18 protein-coding genes are annotated in these 25,169 nt (G+C 45.7%); 7 read left to right on the top strand and 11 right to left on the bottom strand.

The genetic code is table 11. From position 1 onward, the window contains the following. Positions 1 to 2: 2 nt before the first annotated feature. Entirely contained in the window at positions 3 to 866 is an 864-nt protein-coding gene (gene ubiA, locus NHB35_RS09390) for a 4-hydroxybenzoate octaprenyltransferase (protein ID WP_353432100.1), read from the top strand. Here the strand turns inward: ubiA and proC are convergent. From proC to NHB35_RS09365, 5 genes are read right to left on the bottom strand one after another with little or no spacing between them, the layout of a single operon-like run. Then, positions 863 to 1,720 carry a pyrroline-5-carboxylate reductase gene (gene proC, locus NHB35_RS09385; protein ID WP_353432099.1) on the bottom strand — a complete coding sequence of 286 codons (858 nt, stop codon included), beginning with the start codon at positions 1,718 to 1,720 and terminating at the stop codon, positions 863 to 865. The genes ubiA and proC overlap by 4 nt on opposite strands. Before the next feature lie 8 nt (positions 1,721 to 1,728). Next, a complete protein-coding gene (locus NHB35_RS09380; RefSeq protein WP_353432098.1) occupies positions 1,729 to 2,454 on the bottom strand; it encodes a YggS family pyridoxal phosphate-dependent enzyme in 726 nt (241 codons plus the stop codon). Then, a complete protein-coding gene (gene glcF / locus NHB35_RS09375) occupies positions 2,451 to 3,728 on the bottom strand; it encodes a glycolate oxidase subunit GlcF (RefSeq protein WP_353432097.1) in 1,278 nt (425 codons plus the stop codon). Before glcF ends, NHB35_RS09380 begins: the two co-directional genes overlap by 4 nt. A gap of 34 nt (positions 3,729 to 3,762) precedes the next feature. After that, entirely contained in the window at positions 3,763 to 4,914 is a 1,152-nt protein-coding gene (gene glcE / locus NHB35_RS09370; protein WP_353432096.1) for a glycolate oxidase subunit GlcE, read from the bottom strand. Beyond that, positions 4,914 to 6,404: an FAD-linked oxidase C-terminal domain-containing protein gene (locus NHB35_RS09365; protein ID WP_353433437.1), complete on the bottom strand. Its 1,491-nt coding sequence runs from the start codon at positions 6,402 to 6,404 to the stop codon at positions 4,914 to 4,916. The genes glcE and NHB35_RS09365 overlap by 1 nt, the downstream gene beginning before the upstream one ends. A gap of 42 nt (positions 6,405 to 6,446) precedes the next feature. On the opposite strand from NHB35_RS09365, the gene NHB35_RS09360 reads away from it, so the two are divergent. Then, positions 6,447 to 7,016 carry a cob(I)yrinic acid a,c-diamide adenosyltransferase gene (locus tag NHB35_RS09360; RefSeq protein WP_353432095.1) on the top strand — a complete coding sequence of 190 codons (570 nt, stop codon included), beginning with the start codon at positions 6,447 to 6,449 and terminating at the stop codon, positions 7,014 to 7,016. A gap of 36 nt (positions 7,017 to 7,052) precedes the next feature. Here the strand turns inward: NHB35_RS09360 and NHB35_RS09355 are convergent, their stop codons facing one another. Genes NHB35_RS09355 through NHB35_RS09340 form a run of 4 tightly spaced genes read right to left on the bottom strand, consistent with a single transcriptional unit; the run spans position 7,053 to position 14,666 of the window. Then, positions 7,053 to 8,177 (bottom strand): 3-deoxy-7-phosphoheptulonate synthase, encoded by a 1,125-nt coding sequence (locus NHB35_RS09355; protein WP_353432094.1) that lies wholly within the window; start codon positions 8,175 to 8,177, stop codon positions 7,053 to 7,055. A 31-nt stretch (positions 8,178 to 8,208) separates the two neighbouring features. Then, positions 8,209 to 9,699: a metalloprotease TldD gene (gene tldD, locus NHB35_RS09350; protein ID WP_353432093.1), complete on the bottom strand. Its 1,491-nt coding sequence runs from the start codon at positions 9,697 to 9,699 to the stop codon at positions 8,209 to 8,211. Positions 9,700 to 9,714: 15 nt separating this feature from the next. Further along, positions 9,715 to 10,539, bottom strand: coding sequence for a carbon-nitrogen hydrolase family protein (locus NHB35_RS09345; protein WP_353432092.1), 825 nt, complete (start codon positions 10,537 to 10,539; stop codon positions 9,715 to 9,717). A 14-nt stretch (positions 10,540 to 10,553) separates the two neighbouring features. Then, positions 10,554 to 14,666 carry a YhdP family protein gene (locus NHB35_RS09340; RefSeq protein WP_353432091.1) on the bottom strand — a complete coding sequence of 1,371 codons (4,113 nt, stop codon included), beginning with the start codon at positions 14,664 to 14,666 and terminating at the stop codon, positions 10,554 to 10,556. Between the two features lie 78 nt (positions 14,667 to 14,744). Between NHB35_RS09340 and glnE the strand changes: the two genes are divergently transcribed. Next, on the top strand, positions 14,745 to 17,573 hold the full coding sequence (glnE, locus tag NHB35_RS09335) for a bifunctional [glutamate--ammonia ligase]-adenylyl-L-tyrosine phosphorylase/[glutamate--ammonia-ligase] adenylyltransferase (protein WP_353432090.1): 2,829 nt from the start codon (positions 14,745 to 14,747) through the stop codon (positions 17,571 to 17,573). Here the strand turns inward: glnE and recN are convergent. Together recN and NHB35_RS09325 are read right to left on the bottom strand one after the other, a co-directional pair. Next, positions 17,570 to 19,240 carry a DNA repair protein RecN gene (recN, locus tag NHB35_RS09330; protein ID WP_353432089.1) on the bottom strand — a complete coding sequence of 557 codons (1,671 nt, stop codon included), beginning with the start codon at positions 19,238 to 19,240 and terminating at the stop codon, positions 17,570 to 17,572. The two genes, glnE and recN, sit on opposite strands and share 4 nt — an antisense overlap. Positions 19,241 to 19,266: 26 nt before the next feature. Beyond that, entirely contained in the window at positions 19,267 to 20,172 is a 906-nt protein-coding gene (locus tag NHB35_RS09325) for an NAD kinase (RefSeq protein ID WP_353432088.1), read from the bottom strand. A 37-nt stretch (positions 20,173 to 20,209) separates the two neighbouring features. Between NHB35_RS09325 and hrcA the strand changes: the two genes are divergently transcribed. The 4 genes from hrcA (at position 20,210) to dnaK (ending at position 25,114) form a co-directional block, all read left to right on the top strand. Beyond that, on the top strand, positions 20,210 to 21,220 hold the full coding sequence (gene hrcA / locus NHB35_RS09320) for a heat-inducible transcriptional repressor HrcA (RefSeq protein ID WP_353432087.1): 1,011 nt from the start codon (positions 20,210 to 20,212) through the stop codon (positions 21,218 to 21,220). A 52-nt stretch (positions 21,221 to 21,272) separates the two neighbouring features. Beyond that, complete coding sequence (gene hemH / locus NHB35_RS09315) at positions 21,273 to 22,364, top strand: ferrochelatase (protein ID WP_353432086.1); 1,092 nt, start codon at positions 21,273 to 21,275, stop codon at positions 22,362 to 22,364. Positions 22,365 to 22,430: 66 nt separating this feature from the next. Beyond that, the gene (grpE, locus tag NHB35_RS09310; protein WP_353432085.1) at positions 22,431 to 22,985 is read left to right on the top strand and encodes a nucleotide exchange factor GrpE; all 555 of its coding nucleotides are present in this window, start codon (positions 22,431 to 22,433) and stop codon (positions 22,983 to 22,985) included. Between the two features lie 191 nt (positions 22,986 to 23,176). Beyond that, the gene (gene dnaK / locus NHB35_RS09305) at positions 23,177 to 25,114 is read left to right on the top strand and encodes a molecular chaperone DnaK (protein WP_353432084.1); all 1,938 of its coding nucleotides are present in this window, start codon (positions 23,177 to 23,179) and stop codon (positions 25,112 to 25,114) included. Positions 25,115 to 25,169 lie beyond the last annotated feature (55 nt).

The following is a 25,169-nucleotide window of genomic DNA, read 5'->3' as shown; positions in this document are numbered from 1 at the left end:
ATATGTCTTTTCTAGATCGATTACGGGCTTATGCATATCTGATCCGCTTAGATAAGCCGATTGGAACCCTTTTACTATTGTGGCCAACTTTATGGGGCCTATGGCTGGCTAGCTCAGGAATACCAGACCTGAATACCCTGTTTATTTTTGTAGTCGGTACTTTTTTGATGCGCAGCGCTGGTTGCGCTATGAATGATTACGCTGATCGCGATTTTGATCGTCACGTGCAAAGAACCAAAGAGCGCCCAGTAACCAGTGGCAAGATTTCTGGCAAGGAAGCTGTGGCTGTCGCTCTTACTTTGGCTTTGATTGCCTTCCTATTAATTCAGCCATTAAATGCCTTTACTAAGCAATTATCTGTACTTGCATTAGCGGTGGCTTTTATTTACCCATTTACTAAGCGATTTTTTGCGATGCCCCAAGCGATTCTTGGCATTGCTTTTGGATTTGGCATCCCTATGGCTTATGCGGCTATCTTGGACTTTATTCCTTTAGAAGCATGGGTTTTGTTTGTGGGGAATATTTTTTGGGCGATTGCCTATGACACCGCCTATGCCATGGTAGATCGAGAAGATGATCTACGCTTAGGCTTGCGCACTTCGGCGATTACCTTTGGAAAATATGATGTCGTTGCAATTGGTATTTGCTACGGCATCCTGTTTATTACTCAGTTGTGGGTAGCGCAATTAGCGGATTTGAGTAATTACTTTTTAGTGGGTTGGTTTATGGCTCTGGCTTGCGCCATTTATCACATGCAGCTGGTTTCAACCCGAAAGCGCGAGGAGTGTTTCCTCGCTTTTCGTCATAACAATTGGTTGGGCGGATTTGTATTCTTGGGTATTGTGCTCGGATTGAGCATCAATTAGTGCTGCCCTAGCTCATCGCCCATCGCTTTGCCACGCCGACTGGCTGCATCAATCGCTTTTTCTAAGATTTCGTGCCAGCCATGTTGCTTCATGACATCCAAGGCTGCGGCAGTAGTACCGCCTTTAGAGGTAACGCGCTCGCGCAAAATGCCGGCATGTTCATCAGAGTTATGGGCTAGTTGAGTGGCACCTTCAAGCGTGGCATAGGCCAGTTGACGAGCAGTTTTAGCATCTAAGCCCAATTTTTCACCAGCAGATTGCATTGCTTCCAAGAAGGCGAAAACATAGGCTGGGCCACTGCCAGAGATTGCAGTCACTGCGTCCATGAGTTTTTCATCAGATACCCAAACAGTTTGACCCACTGCGCTACAAACAGTTTGCGCAAGTGCGCGATCCGAGTCGTTAACAGCGGCATCAGCAAACAATCCGGTAATACCTTTACCAATCAAGGCGGGCGTATTTGGCATAGCTCGTACGCAACGCGTGTGATCTAGCCAGCGGCTCATATCTTTGAGTCGTATGCCAGCAGCAATGCTTACGATCAAAGGACCTGGCGCACTGGCATGTTTAAGTTTTGAAGCAAGTCCTTTGGCAACGACATTAAAGTCTTGTGGTTTGATTGCCATTACCACTACATTGTTTCTGGTGAAATCAAATGCAATTTGTTCGAGAGCGCCGATACCTTGAACGCCAAAATCTTCATATAGCTTGAGAGCGGTACTTGCATTTGCTTCTACTACAGAAATTTGATTGGGTTCAAATCCATTTGCCAGTAAGCCGCTTATTAAGGCGCGCCCCATATTGCCACCGCCGATAAAGGTGATGTGTGCGTTGCTATTATTTTGATTAGTCATTTGTTGGCTCATTTTGTAATCTTATCGCGCTTCCCAAAAATGGCGGTTCCCACCCGAACCATTGTGCTTCCTTCTGCAATGGCGGCTTCGAGATCGTCCGACATGCCCATTGATAGGGTGTCAAAAAATTGATAGCCTGGGTCGACTAAACGATTCGATTGAATTTGCTTAAAGCAGTCTCGGACTGCTGCAAACGCTTTGCGCTGTTTTAATGGATCTGTAGTGGGCTCTGGAATCGCCATGAGGCCACGAAGGACAATATTTGGTAGCTTGCTGACAACATCACAGAGTTCTGGTGCATCTGAGAGAAGAACACCGCTTTTGCTTTCTTCTTCGCTAACGTTGACTTGGATGCAGACTTGTAATTCAGGCAAGTTTGGAAACTCACCACGTTGGCTCGAGAGGCGCTCTGCAATCTTCAGTCGGTCAACGCTATGTACCCAGTCGAAATGCTCGGCAACATCACGAGTTTTATTGCTTTGCAGTGGGCCGATGAAGTGCCACACCAACCAAGGGCGGAGTTTTTCAAGTTGAGTAATTTTTTCAATGGCCTCTTGTACGTAGTTTTCGCCAAAAGCTGATTGGCCAGCGTGCATTGCCTCCTCAATCGCGCTAGCCGGAAATGTCTTGCTAACTGCTAAGAGTTCAATCTCTTCGGGCTCACGTTTTGCAGCTAGGGCTGCAAGCTCGATGCGCTCCTTAACCTGAATCAGATTAACAACAATTGAATTCATTTGCTCCGTACTTGCTTGCCAATGAGTTGATCAACGATTTCGATCCAGTGTAAGACAGGTTTTTCATCTTGTTGGAGGTGGGTAATGCAACCAATGTTTCCAGAAACAATGACATCGGCGCCAGACTCTTCGCAGGCGACGGTTAAATTATTCAACTTATTTTTACGTAATTGCTCAGAAAGCTCTGGCTGAGTCACTGAATAAGTGCCGGCGGAGCCACAGCAGAGATGACTGTCATTGCATAAGCGAACACCAATACCCAAGCTACCAAGCAAGCTTTCAACCTTGCCACGAATTTGTTGACCATGCTGCAAGGTGCAAGGTGGGTGATACACCACACCCGGCTTTTGATCGGCACCGATTAATTCGACAAGTTCATTTTGTAAAGATGGCATTACCTCGGAAATATCTTTTGTCAGATCCGAAATTCTCTTAGCCTTAGTTGCGTAAGCAGAGTCATTGGCCAATAGATGTCCGTAGTCTTTCACCATCACGCCACAACCTGAGGCTGTCATGATGATGGCTTCAACGCCACTTTCCACCATAGGCCACCAAGCATCAATGTTTTGCTTGGCATTATCTAGGCCACCCGTTTGATCACTAAGGTGATAGCGAAGTGCGCCGCAACAGGTCGCGCTTGGGGCGCTGACAAGTTGGATTTTGAGCGCATCCAATACTCTTGCGGTAGCCGAATTAATATTCGGGAGCATGCCAGGTTGAACGCAACCTTCAAGAATGAGCATCTTTCGGGCATGCTGTGTATTAGGTCTGGCGTAAGGATTGATCTGTGGATCTAGGGCCTTATTTTTTATCAGCGGAATCTTACGTTTAATGCCGCTTGGCATTAATGGTCGAACCAAGCGACCCAAAGTCATTGCTGAATTAAATAAAGCTGGTTTTGTAAGACCCTCTTTGAGAGCCCAGCGGGTAAGGCGCTCACCTATTGGACGTGGGGAAGTATTTTCTTCAGCCCACTTACGTCCGATATCAACTAGATTGCCGTATTGAACCCCGCTTGGGCAAGTGCTTTCACAATTGCGACAAGTTAAGCAGCGATCTAAGTGCAAGCGAGTTTTTTCAGTAGGCGCTTGCCCTTCTGCAATCTGTTTAATTAAGTAGATGCGGCCACGCGGACCATCTAATTCATCGCCAAGTAATTGGTAGGTAGGGCAGGTAGCGGTACAAAAACCGCAATGAACACATTTGCCTAAAATACGCGCGGCTTCAATGCCATCTGGTGTATTAGCAAATTGGGGGGCGAGTTGAGTTTGCATATGAAAATGAAAAAGGTGTGCTTATGGGGGACGCTTAAGGAAGGCGTTTGGTCGCGAATACGCCTGCAGGATCGAATGCAGATCTTAGGCGCCCTTGAACTGCTTCAAGCGCCTTGGAATGTGTTTGTTCGCTCAGCAGGGTAAAGCGCTCAAACGCAGGATTAACATTGCTCCCTTGTTTAAAGCGAGTTGCGTGTCCGCCATAACTGCTTGCCAATTTTTTGATGGCATCGAATGTCGCCTGATCGCCAGGGGCTTTGATCCAACGTTGCTGTCCATGCCATTCCAGAACAACATCATTTTCAGATCCAGGAATGCTTAACGAACCGCAGGCGGCTGGTAAAGCTAAGCGATATAGAGTTTGATCATTACCGAGACTAGTGAAGGCTGAGAGGTTTTGTTCGCGTAACTGATTCCAAAAGTCTTCCGCCTCATCTGGTGAAACAATTTGCGCATTAACCTGAGCGCTCATGAGTGGAGTAGCTGACTTAACTGCTGCTACCGCACCAGCTAAGCGAATCGTCAGTTTACCATCACCATCAGCGTTTCCAATCCAGCAGCTTGCAGAGAGTGGAAGTGGTTGGCCTGCCCATTCATTCAGAATTTTTAGCGCTTTTTCTTGGCTAATACGACAGCGCAGCGTTGCTGCTGCAGCTGGCTTTGGAAGTACTTTGACTGATGCTTCAAGTAACAGCGAGAGCGTTCCCATGGAGCCAGGCATGAGGCGGGAAACGTCATATCCTGCTACGTTTTTCATAACCTTTCCGCCAAAGGATAAATCCTGTCCTTTGCCATCGAGAATGCGTGCACCTAAAACAAAGTCACGAAAATTACCTACGCTAATGCGTCCTGGACCAGCAAGTCCTGCGGCGATAGCGCCACCAAAAGTTGCCTGATCACCAAAATGAGGTGGCTCAAAAGCAAGCACTTGATTTTTTTCTTTTAGAGCTGCTTCAATTTCTTTTAGTGGGGTGCCGGCGCAGGCAGTAATCACCAATTCTTCAGGCTGATATTCCAAAATTCCAGAATAGGTGCGTGTATTTAATTTTGCGTATTGATTTGGATTGCCATACCAAAATTTGGTTCCGCCACCCTCAATAGAAAGGGGTGTCTTGCTCTTGGCCGCACTCAGAATTTGTTCACGAAACGCCTCAATCGCTGCCTGGTGCGCGTTGGAGTTAGCCATTAGAATCGCTCCAATTCTGGATGAGGTAATTTGCCATTGCTAATACGCATACGTCCATATTCAGCACAGCGATTGAGAGTTGGGATAGCCTTGTCAGGGTTCAGTAATTTCTCTGGGTCAAAAGCGGCCTTTACACCCCAGAAGGATTCACGTTCGCCCTCACCAAATTGAACGCACATGGAATTAATTTTTTCAATGCCAACACCATGTTCGCCGGTAATGGTGCCGCCAAGCTCAACGCAGGCTTCAAGAATCTCTGTGCCAAATTCTTCAGCGCGATGCCATTCATCTTGGTCGGCGCCGTTAAACAAAATAAGCGGATGCATGTTGCCATCACCCGCATGAAATACATTTAAGCAACCAAGACCATATTTTTTTTCCATACCCTGAATGCGTTTGAGTAGTGTGGCGATGTGACGACGGGGAATGGTGCCATCCATACAGTAATAATCGGCCGCCAAGCGACCTGCTGCGGGGAATGCGTTTTTACGTCCACTCCAAAACTTGAGACGTTCCGCTTCATCTTTAGAGATCTGAATGCCGCTGGCACCAGCTTTTTCTAGAACTTGTGTCATGCGTTCAATTTCTTCAGCGACTTCTTCGGGTGTGCCATCTGACTCACATAGCAAAATTGCTTCTGCATCTAGGTCATAGCCCGCATGCACAAACTCTTCTACGGCACGGGTGGTAGCTTTGTCCATCATCTCTAAACCAGCTGGAATAATGCCCGCAGCGATGATGGCCGCAACCGCATTGCCACCTTTTTCAATGTCATCAAAGCTCGCCATGATCACTCTCGCTAATTTGGGTTTGGCAACAAGCTTCACGGTCACTTCGGTAACTACTGCGAGCATACCCTCGCTACCCATCATGATGGCAAGCAAGTCAAGACCTGGGGAATCTGGTGCCAAGCTTCCGAACTCCACAATCTCACCGTTCATAAGAACGCCACGAACACGTAAGACGTTATGTAGTGTGAGGCCATACTTGAGACAGTGAACACCACCAGAGTTTTCATTTACATTGCCACCAATTGAGCATGCAATTTGTGATGAAGGATCCGGGGCGTAATACAAACCAAGATGGCTAACTGCTTCAGAGATAGCAAGATTACGTACACCTGGTTGAACAACCGCAGTGCGAGTGAAGGGGTCAATACTGAGAATTTTCTTCAGCTTAGCGAGAGATAAAACCAAGCCTTGGGAAAGTGGCATAGCTCCGCCGGAAAGTCCTGTGCCAGATCCACGCGGCACAACTGGAATTTCCATGGCAAAGCAAATCTTCAATATCTGGGCCACTTGCTCTTCAGTTTCGGGAAGAGCAACTGCTAATGGCATGCGACGATAAGCTGCTAAACCATCGCATTCATAGGGAATCGTATCTTCGGGCTCCCAAAGCAGGGCATGTTCTGGAAGAACAGGGCGCAAAGCAGAAACCAGCTTGGATTGAAGGGCGCTAATTGCGGCTAAATCGGGGGGTGGGGTCACCATATTCATAACATTCATTTTAGCCATTTACCTATAATTAAGCTTATGGGAAATCGACTGTCAAAAATTGCCACCAGAACCGGTGATGAAGGTATGACCGGCCTAGGAGACGGCAGCCGCGTTGAAAAGGATCATTTACGCATTTGTGCAATGGGTGATGTCGATGAACTCAACTCTGAAATCGGTGTTTTGATGACCGAAGATATTCCTCTAGGTATTGCCGAGGAGTTAAAAAACCTGTTTTTACAGATTCAGCATGACTTATTTGATTTGGGTGGCGAACTATGTATCCCAAATTACAAATTACTCAATCCCGAGCATGTAGCCCAGTTAGACGTGTGGCTTGAAAAATACAATCAGCAATTGCCGCCCTTAACAGAATTTATTTTGCCTGGTGGTACGCGTGCCGCGGCCCAAGCACATGTATGTAGAACAGTATGCAGAAGGGCCGAGCGCTCAATTGTGCGTCTAGGTTGGGAAGAGCCTTTGTATGATGCTCCACGACAGTATGTCAATCGATTGTCCGATCTCTTGTTCGTTCTAGCGCGAGTTCTCAATCGCGCTGCTGGGGGGTCCGATGTTTTGTGGAAGCACGAAAAAAAAGAGACTAAATAAATTAGTCTCTTCTCATCTTTAGAGAGCTTCGAGCTTTTACTTTTTCTTAGTCCTACGCTTTTTAACGGCGGCAGCAAGACGCTCTAGTACTTGTACTGAATCATCCCAGTTAATACATGCATCAGTAATACTTCTACCGTATTCCAATTTGCTTGGATCATCTTTGCCTGGCGTGAATTTTTGCGCGCCATCATTAAGGTGGCTCTCAACCATAACACCAAAGATTAGGTGTGAGCCCGATTCAATTTGCTTAGCAATGTCATCAGCTACAACGATTTGACGCTCATGTTTCTTGCTGGAATTGGCATGAGATAAGTCAACCATTAGGCTGCCTGGAAGCTTAGCAGCTTCAAGTTCAGCGCAAGCTGCTTGAACAAATTTGGCTTCGTAGTTCGGTTCTTTGCCGCCACGCAAAATCACGTGACAATCCTTATTGCCCTTAGTTTCCACAACAGATACTTGACCATTTTTGTGGACGGATAAGAAGTGATGTGGACGCCCTGCAGCTTGGATAGCGTCGGTAGCAATTTTGATATTGCCATCGGTGCCATTCTTAAATCCAATTGGTGCAGATAGTCCAGAAGCAAGTTCGCGATGAACTTGGCTTTCTGTTGTGCGTGCACCAATCGCACCCCAAGAAATGAGGTCAGCAATGTATTGCGGAGAAATGACGTCCAAGAATTCACTACCCGCTGGCATGCCTACGCGATTAATTTCCATTAAAACTTGACGCGCGAGACGTAAGCCTTCTTCGATGCGATAAGACTCATCAAGGTATGGGTCGTTGATTAAACCCTTCCAGCCAACGGTGGTGCGGGGTTTTTCAAAGTAAACCCGCATCACAATTTCGAGTTCGCCTGAGAATCGAGCGCGTTCCGCTAAAAGGCGATGACAGTATTCCAATGCTGCTCGAGGATCATGGATTGAGCAGGGACCGATGATCACCAGTAATCGATCGTCTTTGCCATGAATAATGTCACGAATCTTTTTGCGTGTTTTGCTAATCAACGCTTCTGTTGGTGTTCCCGAGATTGGAAAAAAGCGAATCAAATGCTCTGGTGGTGGCAGAACAGAGATTGTGGCAATGCGTTGATCGTCGGTATCTGACGTTTTATCAACGGCAGAGTACCAATTGGTAGGGTTTGTATTTTGTTGGCTCATACGACTATTTTAAGCCGTATTTAGAACAAAATCAGGCAGTTCCACCGACGGTAAGGCTATCAATTCGCAAAGTTGGCTGTCCAACCCCAACTGGAACGCTTTGCCCCTCTTTGCCACATACCCCAACTCCGCCATCAAGCTTGAGGTCGTTCCCAATCATCGATACCTGCTTTAGGGACTCTGGGCCACTGCCGATAATGGTGGCGCCTTTTACGGGATATTGAATTTTGCCGTTCTCCACCCAATAGGCTTCCGATGCTGAAAAAACAAATTTGCCACTGGTGATGTCGACTTGTCCGCCGCCAAAATTGACTGCGTATAAGCCACGTTTGATGCTCGCCACAATTTCTTCGGGATCATCTTTTCCGGCCAGCATGTAGGTGTTTGTCATACGTGGCATTGGAAGTGAGGCAAAACTTTCGCGGCGACCGTTGCCAGTAAGTGGCATCTTCATGAGGCGCGCATTCAGACTATCTTGAATATATCCCTTCAGGATGCCGTCTTCAATTAAGGTAGTGCATTGTGTGGGCGTACCTTCATCATCAATATTGAGAGATCCTCTACGTCCAGATAGGGTACCGTCATCAACAACAGTCACTCCTTTAGCAGCCACTCGTTGACCTATGCGTCCTGCAAAAGCAGATGAGCCTTTGCGATTAAAGTCACCTTCAAGTCCATGTCCAACCGCTTCATGTAGAAGTACGCCAGGCCAACCGGGCCCCATTACCACTGTCATGGGGCCAGCAGGCGCGGGGCGAGATTCTAGATTTACTAGTGCGCCATCTACCGCCTCATCAACATAGCGGTTAATGAGGTCTGCATCGAAGTAAAGATAGTCATGACGTGCGCCACCGCCAGATGATCCAGATTCACGGCGACCATTTTGTTCGGCGATGACATGAACTGAAACGCGTACAAGGGGGCGAATATCAGCTGCTAGCAAGCCATCAGCTCTCGCTACGAGCACCACATCAAATTCACCTGCAAGACTGGCCATTACTTGAATAATTCGTGGATCACGTGCCTTTGCGCGATGCTCAATACTTTCTAATAATGCAATTTTTTCTTGGGGTTTTAATGAATCCAGCGGATTTAAATCCGCATATAACTTATTGGATAGCGGATTAAATATTTTGCTCGCGAAGGCTTGCTTGCCGCCAGCAGGTCCAATGACGCGAGTTGCCTTGGCAGCCTTATTCAGCGCCTCTAGATTGATTTCATCGGAATAGGCAAAAGCAGTTTTATCGCCATAAATCGATCGAACCCCAACACCTTGATCAATATTAAAGCTACCCGATTTAACAATACCTTCTTCAAGACTCCAGCTCTCGCTACGCGTATGTTGAAAATATATATCTGCATCATCTAAGCGATGGGTAAACATATTGCCAAAGGTGCGATGCAAGTCTTGCTCTGATAATCCTGTGGGTTCTAGCAAGATAGATTTTGCGAGCTTGACAAGATCCGCTTGGCTTTTGGATTTGTTCCAATTGGCAGGGAATAATGCTTGAGGCGCGTTCATGTTTTGTATTGTCAGTTAAAGCTTGCGATGCGCAAGTGCTGGTAACTGAGAGCGTACCTCGTTTAGTTTTTCTTTGCTTAAGACCCCGGTGATAAAGCCTTCACCCTCTGGAAGTTCTTCTAAAACCGTCCCCCAGGGATCGATCAGCATACTATGCCCCCAAGTTCTGCGCTGATTGAGGTGGGTGCCACCTTGAGCCGAAGCAATGACGTAGGCTTGATTTTCAATAGCGCGAGCTCTCAATAGTATGTCCCAGTGGGCTTGGCCTGTTGTGTAGGTAAATGCGGCAGGGATAATGTGGCAATCAACAGTACCCATGGCTCGATACAGCTCGGGAAAGCGAATGTCATAACAAATACTGAGTCCAAACACCCAATCTTGATCATTCACGTGTATTTTTAAGAGTCCTGGTGTATTGCCGGCCTCTATAGTTTCAGATTCTTGATATCGCTCTTTCGGTGTTTGAAAACCAAACAGATGAATCTTGTCATAACGACTAACTTGTTTTCCATTCGGATCAAAAGCAAGAGTCGTATTTAAAACTTTGTTTGAATCCTTGGCTTCCAGTGGAATGGTGCCGGCAACGAGATGAATTTGATTCTCTTGAGCTATTTTGGCAAGCTTATCTTGCATAAGACCACTACCAAGGGGTTCGCGAATGCGTACTTTATCGGTATCTTTTAAGCCCATCATGCAGAAATATTCAGGCAATACCACTAATTGAGCCCCCTGGTTGGCAGATTCTTTTATTAGTCTGGTGGCGGTACTTAAGTTCTGCTCAAGATCTGGCGTGGAAACCATCTGTACAGATGCGATCTTTAGCTTGGCTGTTGTGCTCATTAGAGTTGATAAACTTATTTTATGGGGTTGGTAGTGCCATTGGCGCTAGGTTTATTTTGTTCGATGAGTAAATTTTTACTCCGAATCGTTTTTAAAGTGTTGGAGTCAATCGGCTGACCTTTTTGATCCAACGGAATCACTTCTGGGTCATCCCACGATCCCTGAATTAGGTAATCAGATTGCAGACCGCGATTAATCTGACTGGTTAGAAGATACTGACCAACCAACGCACCTAATCCAACGATCGGATTAATCGCAAATGCCGCTAGTGAACCAGCTGTCGCATCAATTGTTGGGAAGATAGTAATACGAAGATCTTGTGTTTGTTTTGGAATATTGATTTGACCACTCATCACCATATTGGCTTGGTCTAAATTCATATTAAATTGCTGTGTTTGGGCAATGCCATTGTTGATATCAAAGTTACCATTAATGGTATTAAAGGGTGTACCTTTAGTAACGATATTGCCAAGGCTGCCTTTAAGGTCAAGCGTCGCAAATCGAAATAAGCTTTGTAAGCTGAGCACGTCTAGCAACTTAGCGCCGCTCGAGTTCACTTCTAGTAGGCGACCTTTTTCAAGGTTCAGACTAGCTTTGCCTACTAGCGTTTCATATTTAGGATCAAATGGTGGGCCATCCCACTGAACATTGGCACTAACTTTGCCTTGCCCGCCTTCAACTGACTTTTGGGGCGTCCAATGGGCAATAATTTGCCCAGCATCTTTAATGGCCATATCGATATTGAGAGTGCTATGGTCTGGAATATTTTTTGTTGCCCCAGTCCATTGACCGCTGATCGTAGAGTTGCCTTGAGGGTTATTCGTCTGAATAGAATCAATCTTTAGGACATTATCTACGGTGGTTGATTTCACTTTCAATTGACCGAGTTGGGCTTTTGACCAAGAAAAATCCTCAATCACGATGTCCAGGCTTGGTATGGCTTCAGGCCTTAATGCCTTCTTTGGAGGTAAGGCTTGTTTTGTAGTTGCCTCAGCAGGCGTAGGTTGATCAACTATTTTTAATTTAGTAAAGCGACCGCTAATGAGGCCATTCGCGCCGGGTTTTGGTGCCTCTTGATACTGAATTTGTCCAGAAGCCTGGGGCGAGTTAATACGCAACTCCCACACACTCTTTTTATTGTTTGCTGATAAATTGACATCCTGCCAAGGGCGATCAAAGAGTATCAGTTTCTTTACTTGCGCTGTAATCTGGGCGTTGTTAGCGCTGGAGGTGGAGATTGTTTTGCTTTCTTGAGTCCGGCCGACTTTATTCGTTTGCAAGAAACGTTGCCACTCATCCAGATTGAGTTCATTGCTTGCAATATTAAGTGAAAAACCTTGTTGGGGGAGCGTTGCTACGCCACCGATACCAAGCCCAAAACGTAATTGAGCATCACGACTTACCGCTCCTTCAAGAGTGTAGAGCTCGCCAATTTTTCCGGACAAGCTGATACGGTTTGTGTTGTTGATATCGTTTGAGGTTTTAATATTGACCTGTCCAGTCATGGTAGAGCCATTCACCTTTTTGATTGGAGCTGGTGCATTTATGGACCAGTTACGAAGATCAAATTGCAAGTTCGAATCACTACCTGTTTTATTAAAGCCAATGAGCCCATCATATTTAATGGAGCCACTCATGCTATTAAGAAATACTTGCGCTTCTGGGTTGGGGGAATTTGCAAAATAGTCCTGCATAAACTTGGACTGTATATCGCCAGTAATTTTGAAGCGTTGCTTATCTTTGTTTTCTTCTGTGCTGGTGATATTGATGGCTCCTCCCAAAAAGATTGCTGTGACATTCTCAAACTCTGGATGAACTTCAGTAATCCGGATGCCGCCTTTGAGGTTTTCAAATGGGGGGAGATCTCCCCACTGGGCACGATTGCCCGGTAGGTTTAATTTCAAATCTACATTCGTATCAGCGGAGCCTGATAGAGGTACTTTTAGACCAAGATTGAAATTAATTGGTCCAGTGACGCGTAAATTTTTCTCTAATCCAGCTCCTTTTTTGCCAGCAGGTGATTGATAAAAGTATTCAAGTAGCTGAGGTGCATCGCCTTTTGCGTTTCCGTTAACCGATAGTATTAATTGATTTGCGCTGACATTCGGAATCTCAGCATGGAAGTCATCTAGGCTCACTTGTTTGTAATTTGCTTTTGCAATATCAACTGCAAAGTAGGCGTTGTTCATGGTGATCTTGCCATTGACGCCCGTGAAGGTTGACCATGCCCCCTGATTGCTTGGTAGCAATGGCGCTGGACTAAAAGATGCGCCAATAATTGGAAGATTTAAAGTGAGCTCACCCTGCTGCTTGTCTGGAAAGGGAGCTTGATTCGGGTCGCCCTTAATATGCAATTGCCCTTTTCGAATGAGGCCAGCATCAAAAGCTTTGCTGAGATAAGTTCTCACATCTTTCCCCATTCCCACGGGGAGGTAGCGATATGCCGTTTTGAGATTGGCTTGATCAAAGTCCATATCTAGCGTCATAAAGTCAGGCTCTTTGCCATTACCTATTTTGTAATTGAGACTGAGGTTAGTGCTAATTTCTGGATTGCTAAGTGTGAGTTTTTTGGTGGAAATGACCCAATTGCCTCTCTGCTTGGACCAGCTGACTTGTCCAGTGGCTCGGTCTAGTTGAATTTTGGGGTTGTCCAAAAAGTCATAAACTTCCAAGTCCAGATTTTGTGAGTCAACAGAAAAGCTTCCTTCTTTTTGGTTGCTGGTAACAAAACCAGATAAATTTGAAACAGAGGGTATGGATTTATTGATGCCAACAAAACTTAAATTAATGAGTTTTGCGCTGACGTTGAAATCGAGCTTGTTGGACTTAAACCAGCCACCAGGAATATTGAGTGCGGACAAAGGAGACTTACTTTCTGCCCATTGAATATCGACATCCTCAAGATCACCTTCAGCTTGAGATGCTTTGATCCATTGATGCACTTTTTTAGAGAGTGGAAGATTTAATGCAAATAAGGCAACATCTTCTACGGAAATTTTGGGCGATGAAAAACCAAATTCTTTGATCTCTCCGTCGGCACCAGGCGGTCGCCAGCGGAATGTCATGGGACTAAGATAGTCTAATGGCGCAGATTTTGAACTCCCCATCTCTCGCCAAGCAAATGTTTTGGTGGTGATGGCAATCATGCCATCAGTAGTTTCTTGGGAGAGCTTGGTTTCTAATCTTCCCAGTGCAATAGCATCTTCACTTTTTGAGGCTTGCACTACTAAATTATCAACGGCAACAAAGAATTCACCACCATCGGGGTTGGCGTTATCAATCTTTAAATTTCCTCTTGAACTCAATATACCTTCTAGGGCACTTAACTTGAGTTGAAATTCATCAGCGATTTTTTTGAGATCGAGGTTATTGAAGTCCCAGGAAACATTGCCAATCCAATTATGCCAATCACCCCTCTCTCCACCAAGATGATGCGCAAAATTTACTTTTATTTCTGCAGGGCCTTGATTCCATGGTGTGCTAACCATGATAGAACCAGTATGTTGACGAATGCCATTCGTTAAGGAAAGATCTTGAACTTCGATCAGGGTTGATGATTTTTGATTGAGCTTATCATCCCAATTGAGTTTGACCTGTTTTGCTTCGATCAAATCTTGCGAGAATAACCAGTTCTGAGCTGAATAGTCGCTTGAGCCGCTATCAATCGTGATGCCAGCAATCGTAATGACACCTTTGGTATTTCGTTGGAAATCAATCTCGGCACCTTCAAAATGGATTTCATGAAAATAAGGCAGCAAATGGTAGAAAGATTTCCAACTTAGTTGGCCATAGATTTTTTTAATCGAAAGAGTTGGTTTTGTTTGTTCGGGAACGGTAAAGCGCAGTCCATCAATTTCAAAAACAGGCCTAATACCTGTCCATGAAACACGCAAATCATCTATAGAGACATTGACCCCGACCCGAGCGCCAATGAGTTTTTCAACAGAAGACTTGGATTTTTCAATTTGTGGCCAAACCACAAATCTGACCGTTAGATGACCCAGTACAAATAGTGCTGCTAGGGTGGCAGCCAAAATCAAGGCGCGTTTATGCCAATTTTTACTCAAATCCTGAAAGCCTTTTGCCAATAGGCCTATTAGGCGGGGTGGTAATAAATTTTGCGGCATGGGTTCTATTATCCGTCAGCCTTTGCCTCATCGCCAAGCTTCTATGGAGTTCTCTTTGGTCGGGATTAAGATGATGGAATGGATGCTTTTTCAAAACAAATTGCGTTTTTAGAGCAACACTCAAATTACGCCCGCCGCTGGCTCAGCGCCAAACCTGAGTGGCGGGACTGGTTGCAGTCTCATGGGCCTCAGAAAATTACTTCAGAAGGAATCCAGAAACTCATCGAGTCAAGCAAGATGGATGGTCTTGAAGTGGGGCAAGATACGGCGGACCAAGATGAGTCACGGTTTATGGCAGATTTGCGTTTAGCCCGTCAGCGATTAATGCTATGGCTGGCCTTCCGTGACCTTAATGGCTTGGCAGATCTAAAAGAGGTCACGCATAGCCTGAGCCATTTTGCTGAATTGGCAGTGAATCATGCATTGACATTTATTCGCCGGGATTTGCAGGAACGCTTTGGTGTGCCTTGGAGTGACTCCACTGATTCTGAAATGCCATTGATGGTTGTGGGAATGGGAAAGTTAGGAGGACTCGAGCTAAATCTCTCGTCTGACATTGATTTGATATTTTTGTATGAGCATGAGGGTGAGACGCGAGATGGGCCTAAGAGTTTGTCGAATCATGAGTGGTTTACCCGCATGGGGAAGCGTTTGATCAAGCTTCTATCAGAGCATGATGCTAATGGTTTTGTATTTCGGGTAGATATGCGGTTGCGACCGAACGGTGATTCAGGCCCATTGGTATGTAGTCTCGATATGTTGGAAGAGTATTTGTTAGTGCAGGGCAGGGAGTGGGAGCGTTATGCCTGGATCAAAGGCAGATTAATTGCACCGCCGCAAGGCAGCAAAGATTATGCCTATTGCGAAAAAGGTCTGGAGCAGTTAATTCGCCCATTTGTCTATCGCAGGCATTTGGATTATGGGGTCATAGCATCTATTCGTGATTTACATGCGCAAATTCAGCGAGAGGCAGAGAAGCGTTCATCAGGGCATCAAGGGCGCTCGCATGATATTAAATTGGGGCGTGGCGGAATTCGTGAAATCGAATTCTTGGCGCAAATGTTCCAGCTCATGCGGGGTGGTACAGACCCCCGATTCCGAGTGCGCCCCACTTTGCAAGTTTTGGATTTGATTCTCCAGCGCGGCATCTTGCCCGCGGATGATATCGCGCAACTTGAAACGGCTTATGTATTTTTAAGACGCTTAGAGCACCGTATTCAAGTTTGGGATGATCAGCAAACGCATTACTTGCCTGATGAAGCTGATGCCCGTACTCGCTTAGCTAGCTCAATGGGCTTTGAAGATGAAGTCAGCTTTCTAGCTGAATTGCAAAAACACCAAAACAATGTGGCTCGCTTATTTGAAAAAGCATTTTTATTGGATGATGAGACGCGACTCGACCTAGCGCCACTAGAGGAGAGCTGGTTACCGGATGCACAAGTGTTTCCAAAATCATTGGCTCGTTGGAATGCTTGGATCGGAAGCGCTAAAGCAAAACAGTTGCCTGAGAAAAGTCGTTTGATATTCGACAACTTGGTACGCAGCGCTTCTACTATATTGTTAGGGGAAATGGGTAATTCGGGCGATGCTGATCAGACTTTGTCCCGTTTTTTTGATTTGCTTGAGGCCATTGCGAGAAGAAGCGCCTATTTATCAATATTGGCTGAGTACCCAGGCGCACTCTCAAATGTTCTAGCTTTACTTCAATCATCTCAATGGGGTGCGCAGTACCTTATCTCTCATCCACACTTGCTTGATTATTTACTCAATTCGCATATGGAGCGAGCATTAATCAATCACCCGGAAGATTATTGGCGAGAAGTGAAGGCGCATCTGGATATGCGCTTAGATGACGTGATGGCCGAAGGTGATGGTTCAGAACAGGCGATGGATATATTACGTGTAACTCATCACACCGAAACATTTATTACGCTTTTAGCAGATTTAGGTATTGGTGTTGAGCGTGCTCTTTCGGTAGAAAAGGTAAGTGATCACTTGTCTGCACTTGCGGACTTAATTCTGCAGGCTACTTTTGAACGTGCATGGTCAATGGTTGCGAAAAAATTTGGCTTATCAGAGACAGCAATCCCGACATTTGCCATCATTGCCTATGGAAAGCTCGGTGGTAAGGAGCTTGGTTATGCTTCGGATCTAGATTTAGTCTTTTTGTATCAAGCCGCAGAAAATGATTATGATGCCCAAGAAATATATGCCTTGCTTGCCAAGCGCATGATCAATTGGTTAACCGCCTTTACTTCCACTGGCAGCCTATTTGAAATCGACACCCGTCTACGTCCAAATGGCTCCGCAGGTTTCTTGGTGACCAATGTAGATGCCTTTAAAAAGTATCAAATGCGTGAGGGTGATAATGCCGCATGGGTTTGGGAGCATCAAGCCCTTACTCGTGCCCGTTTTGCCGCAGGTAATACCTTGGTGGGTGGCGAGTTTGATCTAATTCGTAGTGAAGTTTTGAGTCAACAGCGTAACGTTGATCATCTTCGCAATGAAATTGTCGATATGCGACGTAAAGTCCATGAAGGACATCCCAATCCGACACCTGATTTTGACTTAAAGCATGACGCTGGTGGCATGGTTGATATTGAATTTATCGTGCAGTTTTTAGTGTTGGCGTATTCACATCAACATCCACAGTTGATTGGCAATCTAGGCAATATTGCTTTATTACGAATTGCTGCCGAAGTCGGATTGATTCAGGCGGATATCGCTAAAGCAGTTGGTGATGCCTATCGCTTGTTAAGGGCAAGACAGCATCGTTTGCGCTTGGATGGTGCGGATAAAACCCGCATTCAATTGAATGATGAGCCAGATCTGATTGCTGCGCGCGATAGCGTCACATTACTGTGGAAGGAAATCTTTAAGACCTCCTCCAATATAGAGGCTACTTAATGTTGCTCTAGTAGCTCGCGTGCATGACGGCGGGTTGTATCAGTAATCGTAGCGCCGCCGAGCATTCTGGCAATTTCTTCGACGCGTTCCGATCTTCCAAGTGCTTGAACTTGTGAAACTGTTTTATCTCCAGTCTGAGATTTGCTAACTTTCAGATGATGGTTACCTTGTGCTGCAACTTGAGGTAAATGGGTGACGCACAAAATTTGATGGGATTGACCCAACTGATGCAATAGTTTGCCGACAGTTTCGGCTACTGCTCCACCAATGCCAGCATCAACTTCATCGAATATCAGTGTTGGAGTAAATGAGGCTTTGCTGGTGATGACGCTAATCGCAAGGCTGATTCGAGCAAGCTCGCCACCGGAGGCTACTTTGGCCAATGATCTTGGAGTGCTGCCCGCATGACCAGCTACTAAAAATTCAACCTGTTCAAGACCATGTGAGCTGCCCTCTTGAAGTGGGCTTAGAGCGATTTCTAAACGACCACCTGCCATCGATAAATCCTGCATTGCATTCGTTACTTGGTTGCCAAGATCGATAGCGGCTTTATTGCGTTTCTCAGAAAGTTGTTTTGCTTGCTTTAAGTAAGCCGCTTCATCTTGTTTTACTTTTTCTCTCAGGGCTTCGATATTTTGTGAGGCAGTCAGCGCATCTAAGCGATCTGTGGTCTCTAATAGAAGCTGTGGTAACCCTTCTACATCGGCTCGATATTTTTTAGCGGCACCATGCAATGCTTGCATTCGCTCTTCTACTTGCTCAAGACGGGCAGGATCTAAATCAATTTTCTGTAAATATCGATTTAAGCCATGAATTGCTTCGTCTAATTGAATATGAGCACTCTCTAGGGATTCGCTGATGGCTTGTAATGAAACATCATGTTCAGCTAAAGCGCTGATGTTGTTGCACACTTTGGATAGTGAGGACTCTAGTGAGTTATCGGCGTCGCTCAAGATTTCTATAGCCTCTTGGCAACCGCCAATTAATTTAGCGCCGTTAGCTAATCGTGCATGCTCTGATTGAATGAGTGCCCACTCACCCTCTTGCGGAGAAAGTTCGGTTAGCTCTTCTAGTTGCCACTCCAGTCTTTCACGTTCACGTTCAATGTCTTGTCCTGCGTTCTCAGCTTGCGTTAAACGTCGACGAGAATCGCTGAGTGTTTTGTAAGCTTGCGCAACATCGGAGGCAAGTTGCAATAAACCAGCATGGCGGTCAAGCAGTTCTCTTTGGGCGCCACTCTTAAGAAGTAATTGATGAGCATGTTGCCCATGGATATCGACCAATTGATCGCCAGCTTCACGTAATTGCGTTAGTGTGGCAACACTGCCATTAATAAAAGCGCGGCTACGTCCATTGGACTCTACCGTTCTTTTGAGCAAAAGAGTTTGACCATCATCCTCACTTGGAAATCCTTGCTCATCAAGCCATTGTCCAAATGATTTAACTAGTTCAGGTTCCACTCTGAAGGTGGCGGTAATTTCTGTGCGATTACTACCTTCTCGAATTTGGCTGCTGTCGGCTCGTTCACCAAGAACAAGGCCTAAAGCGTCTAGCAAAATAGATTTACCGGCACCCGTTTCGCCTGTTAGTACAGTGAAGCCGCTAGCAAAGTCGAGTTCAAGTTGATCAACAATGACAAAGTCACGAAGGGAGATGGTTTGAAGCATGTATTAGCGTAGCAAGAAACCCAACATTAAAAAGTCGATGGGTATTCATTCCAGTGAAGTTTCTCGCGTAATGTTTTGTAGTCACTATGACTGCGAGGGTGTAAGAAGGTAATTGTCTTTTTAGACTGACGCACTTCAACTTTGTCACCGCTTTGCAAGTTGGTCTGTGATTGCATGTCGAAATTGACAATCACGCCAAGCCCGTTGATGACTTCAATGATGGTGACGCTATCTTGGGGTAGCACTATTGGGCGATTAGAAAGGGAGTGAGGCGCAATTGGGGCGAGCAATATGCCTGCAACATGAGGATGCAATATTGGTCCGCCAGCAGAGAGTGCGTATGCGGTTGAGCCAGTTGGTGTAGAAACAATGAGGCCGTCGGATCTTTGGTTATACATGAATGAGCCATTGACATGAACAGCCAATTCCACCATGCCAGAAATACCAGAGCGATTTACAACAACATCGTTGAGTGCCAAAGCATGGTTAATTTCTTTGTTAGCGCGAATCACAACTGCATCAAGTAGTGTGCGTGTATCCGCCTCATACTCTCCCGCAATAATTTTGGGTAAGGTGTCCTGGACTGATTGAAATGGGATATCGGTCATGTAGCCCAAGCGCCCCATATTGATTCCCACAAGTGGTACTTGGCTGCCAGCTATTTGGCGGGCAATTCCAAGCATCGTGCCATCACCACCTAAAACAACGACTAAATCAATGGTCCCCGCAAAATCTTCGGCAGCTTTGATCGGGTAATCTTTTAGATTCAATTGGGTGGCAGTAGAGGCTTCTATAAAGACCTCGCAGCCCAATCCGCTGACCAGTTTGGCTAATTCCCGAAGGTGTTCATCGATGCCATCCGCCTGAAATTTGCCCACAAGGGCAACTCGGCTGAAGACCTTCTTGGAAGAATTTGGGGATGGGCTTAACATATGATGATTAAACCATAGGCATAAAATCCCTTCCACCATGGATGAACGTTCCCGCGCCTTACTAAAAACCCTCATCGAGCGATATATCGAGGAGGGTCAGCCTATTGGCTCTCGTACGCTATCCCGATTTTCGGGATTAGACCTCTCAGCGGCGACTATTCGCAATGTTATGGCCGATTTAGAGGATATGGGCCTAGTAACTAGTCCGCATACTTCCGCCGGTCGAATACCTACCCCTAGGGGATATCGACTCTTTGTAGACACGATGGTCACAGTGCGTCCATTGGAAGAGATGGCAGCAAAAGAGGTGGAGAAGGGCCTCCTGCCAGATTCTCCGCAGCGCGTATTGAACTCAGCGGCACAAATATTATCGAATCTCACTCATTTTGCTGGAGTGGTGATGACCCCAAAGCGAGCTCAAGTGTTTAAGCATATTGAGTTCTTACGTTTGGGCGAGGGCAAAATTTTGCTCATTATGGTGACGCCAGAAGGTGATGTGCAGAATCGCATTCTGCCGACTAATCAAGACTACACGCCAAGCCAGCTGATTGAAGCAGGTAATTACATTAATACACAGTTTGCTGGAAAAAGTTTTGAGCAGGTACGTCAACACCTACGATCAGACTTAGATAGTTTGCGTGCAGATATTTCTGGGTTGATGGCATTGGCATTACAAAGCGGTGTAGCAGATTACGATATGAGTCGGGGCGATATGTTGCTTTCTGGAGAGCGTCGTTTATTGAATGTCGGTGATCTCAGTTCTAATCTTGATAAATTGCGCAAGATGTTCGACATGCTTGAGCAAAAGTCTGTACTCATGCAATTATTAGATATATCGAGTCATGCTGACGGTATACAGATTTTTATTGGTGGCGAGAGCGATCTCTTGCCTTATGAAGATTTGGCGGTGATTAGTGCCCCTTACAGCGTAGATGGCCAAGTCGTAGGTACCTTAGGCGTTATTGGCCCCACCCGCATGGCTTACGACAGAGTGATTCCAATTGTGGACATTACTTCTAAATTATTATCAGGCGCTTTGAGTTCTTGAGACTCGAGTTCTCACAGTTGTTCATCGTTCATAGTTATTAGAGAAAATTATCTTGAATCAAAATCCTCATTTGCGCCAAAGTAAAACAGCAGTATTGCTCTTGAATCTTGGAACGCCTTCTGCACCAACACCAAAAGCAGTTAGGGCGTACTTAAAAGAATTTCTTTCTGATCCACGCGTTGTTGAAATTCCGCGTTTCATTTGGTGGTTCATTTTGAATAGCGTCATTTTGCCAATCCGCAGTAGTGCATCCGCAAAGAAATACGCATCGATTTGGCTACCTCAATTAGGTTCTCCATTGATGCATTACTCACGTTTGCAAGCAAAAGAGCTCCAAGAAAGATTTGCTAATGAAGGCCACACCGTTTTGGTGGATTTAGCAATGCGCTATGGCAAGCCATCAACTCAAGAGGTACTTGAGAACCTGAAGGCAGAAGGTATGGAGCGTTTATTGCTATTGCCTTTGTATCCTCAGTATTCCGCCACTACGACTGCATCCAGCTTTGATGAAGTATTTCGAGTACTAGGTACTTGGCGCAATCAACCAGAGCTGCGTTTGGTTAAGCATTATCACGATAATCCCGCTTATATTTCTGCTTTGCGCGATCAAGTATTAAGTGCTTGGGATAAAGATGGACGCCCAGATTTTGCAAGAGGCGATCGATTGGTCATGTCCTTTCATGGACTGCCCAAACGCAATTTGATGAAAGGGGATCCCTATCATTGTGAATGTCTTAAGACAGGTCGACTACTTGGAGAGGCTCTAGGTCTAGACCCCAATCAATACATCGTTACATTCCAATCACGTTTTGGAAAAGCAGAGTGGTTAAAACCCTATACCGCCCCTACATTAGAAAAATTAGCCAAAGAAGGTTGTCAGAGAGTCGATGTATTTTGCCCAGGCTTCCCGGCAGACTGCTTAGAGACCCTGGAAGAAATCGGCATGGAAGCGAGAGAGTCGTTCTTAGAGCGTGGTGGTAAAGACTATCGATATATTCCCTGCTTGAACAGCAACCCTAAGTGGATTGAGGCTTTGAGTGATATTGCGTATACGCATTTACTTGGGTGGTCATTGGGCTCCGAATCTCCTGATGAGCTAGCAAAACGTCATGAGCGAGCTGAGTTCGTCAAGAATCAGTCTTGAAATTGAATAAACTGACCCCACATATCAAAGCAATTGCATTCAATATAGAAAAGTGAATTTCCGTCCATGACACAAGAAACCCCAAATCCGTCTGCTGAGCAAGAAAATTCTGCAGTTCCATCTGGCGCTGAAAATCCAGCGCCTACTGATACGCCTGTAGCGAAAACTCCTGAGCAAGAGATTGCAGAGCTCAATCAAAAAATTGCGGATTTGCAAGATAACTTTTTGCGCGCCAAAGCAGAAGGTGAGAACATTCGTCGCCGTGCTGTTGAGGATGTCGCTAAAGCCCATAAATTCGCTATTGAGAGCTTTGCTGAGCATTTAGTACCAGTTACTGATAGCTTGTATGCTGCTCTCAACACCGATGCGGTTGATGCAAAAGCATTTAAAGAGGGTTTGGAGATTACGCTCAAGCAACTCTTGTCTGCCTTTGAAAAAGGCAAGATGACAGAAATTAACCCTGCAGTGGGGGACAAGTTTGATCCACATCATCATCAGGCAATCGCTTCGGTCCCGTCAGAGCAGGAGCCTAATACCGTGGTTTCTGTGTTGCAGCGGGGCTATACCGTAGCTGACCGGGTTTTAAGACCAGCATTGGTGACAGTAAGCGCCCCAAAATAAGGAAAAAACCTTAAAAAATACATAAAAAAGGCAGATTTCTGCCTTTTTTGCTATTTCAGCCCTTGAATTCAGGTGAATCAACCCCATCTATGGGGTATTGGAATATTCGCGGCAATTCACGGTAGTTCAGCGAGTTGCCACTAAAAACAACCTAGAAGTACTACGAAGCAATTTTAATTTTTGGAGCCATTATGGGAAAGATTATCGGAATCGACTTAGGAACCACAAACTCATGTGTTTCAGTCGTTGAAAACAATGCGCCTAAAGTCATTGAGAATGCAGAAGGCGCTCGCACTACTCCATCCATCATCGCTTATGTTGAGGATGGTGAGGTATTGGTTGGTGCTCCAGCAAAACGTCAATCAGTAACTAATCCTAAAAACACTATTTACGCTGTGAAGCGTTTGATGGGCCGTAAATTTACTGACCCTGAAGTGCAGAAAGATATCAGTCTGATGCCATACGCAATCGTTCAAGCTGACAATGGCGATGCTTGGGTTGAAGCACGTGATAAGAAAATGGCGCCACAACAAGTGTCCGCTGAAATCTTGCGCAAGATGAAAAAGACTGCCGAGGATTACCTTGGTGAAGAAGTGACCGAGGCTGTGATTACAGTTCCCGCTTACTTTAACGATAGTCAACGTCAAGCAACTAAAGATGCTGGCCGTATTGCCGGTTTAGATGTAAAACGCATCATTAACGAGCCTACCGCAGCTGCATTAGCATTTGGCCTAGACAAACAAGACAAGGCTGATCGTAAGATCGCCGTTTATGACTTGGGTGGCGGCACATTTGACGTATCCATCATTGAAATCGCAAACGTGGATGGCGAGAAGCAGTTTGAAGTGCTCTCAACAAATGGCGACACTTTCTTGGGTGGCGAAGACTTCGACCAACGCATTATTGATTGGATCATTGCTGAGTTCAAGAAAGAGCAAGGCGTCGATTTGAGCAAAGATGTATTGGCATTGCAACGTTTGAAAGACGCTGCTGAAAAAGCCAAGATCGAATTATCCTCCGCTCAACAAACTGAAATCAATTTGCCATATGTGACAGCTGATGCTAGCGGTCCTAAGCACTTGAACTTGAAGCTCACTCGTGCCAAGTTAGAGTCTTTGGTTGAGGAATTAATTAAGCGCACAGCGGGCCCATGCTTAACTGCGATTAAAGATGCTGGTGTGAGTGTTTCTGATATTGATGACGTGATTTTGGTCGGTGGTCAGACACGTATGCCTGCGGTTCAAGACAAAGTGAAAGAAATCTTTGGTAAAGAGCCACGCAAAGACGTAAACCCTGATGAGGCAGTTGCAGTTGGCGCCGCAATTCAAGGCTCTGTATTGTCTGGCGACCGTAAGGACGTATTGCTCTTAGACGTTACCCCATTGTCATTGGGTATCGAGACTCTTGGTGGCGTCATGACCAAGATGATTCCAAAGAACACCACAATTCCTACCAAGCATTCACAGGTGTACTCAACCGCTGAGGATAATCAGCCTGCGGTAACCATTAAGTGCTACCAAGGTGAGCGTGAGATGGCTTCCGCCAATAAATTGCTTGGCGAATTTAATTTAGAAGGTATCGCACCAGCACCACGTGGTTTGCCACAAATTGAAGTGACTTTTGATATCGATGCCAACGGTATTTTGCATGTAACTGCAAAAGACAAAAATACTGGCAAAGAGAACAAGATCACTATCAAAGCAAACTCTGGTTTGACAGAAGAAGAGATCCAGCGCATGGTTAAGGATGCTGAAGCAAATGCTGCAGAAGATAAGAAAGCGCTCGAGTTGGTAACTGCACGCAATACAGCGGATGCATTGGCCCACTCAACCAAGAAAGCTTTGGAAGAGCATGGCGCTAGCTTAGAAGCTTCCGAGAAAGAGGCGATTGAGGCTGCACTCAAAGAATTGGATGAGGCTATCAAAGGTAGCGACAAGGCGATCATTGAGGCTAAGACCGAGGCATTGGGTAAAGCAAGTCAGAAGCTTGGCGAGAAGGTGATGGCGGCTGAACAGGCTAAAGCTGGTGCTGGCGCTGCAGGTGCGGCTCCTGGTAGCTCAGCACCTGGTGCAGCACCGGATGCTGATGTTGTCGATGCTGACTTTAAAGAGGTTGATGACAAGAAATAATTTAGTCAAAAACTATTTTTAACGAAGTTTTGAAGTGCTTAAACAACAAGTCGGC

The sequence above is a fragment of the Polynucleobacter sp. MWH-UH23A genome, from assembly GCF_040409805.1.
Taxonomy (GTDB): domain Bacteria; phylum Pseudomonadota; class Gammaproteobacteria; order Burkholderiales; family Burkholderiaceae; genus Polynucleobacter.
Note: the sequence above shows the minus strand (reverse complement) of the source record. Positions and strands in the feature narration are given on the sequence as shown.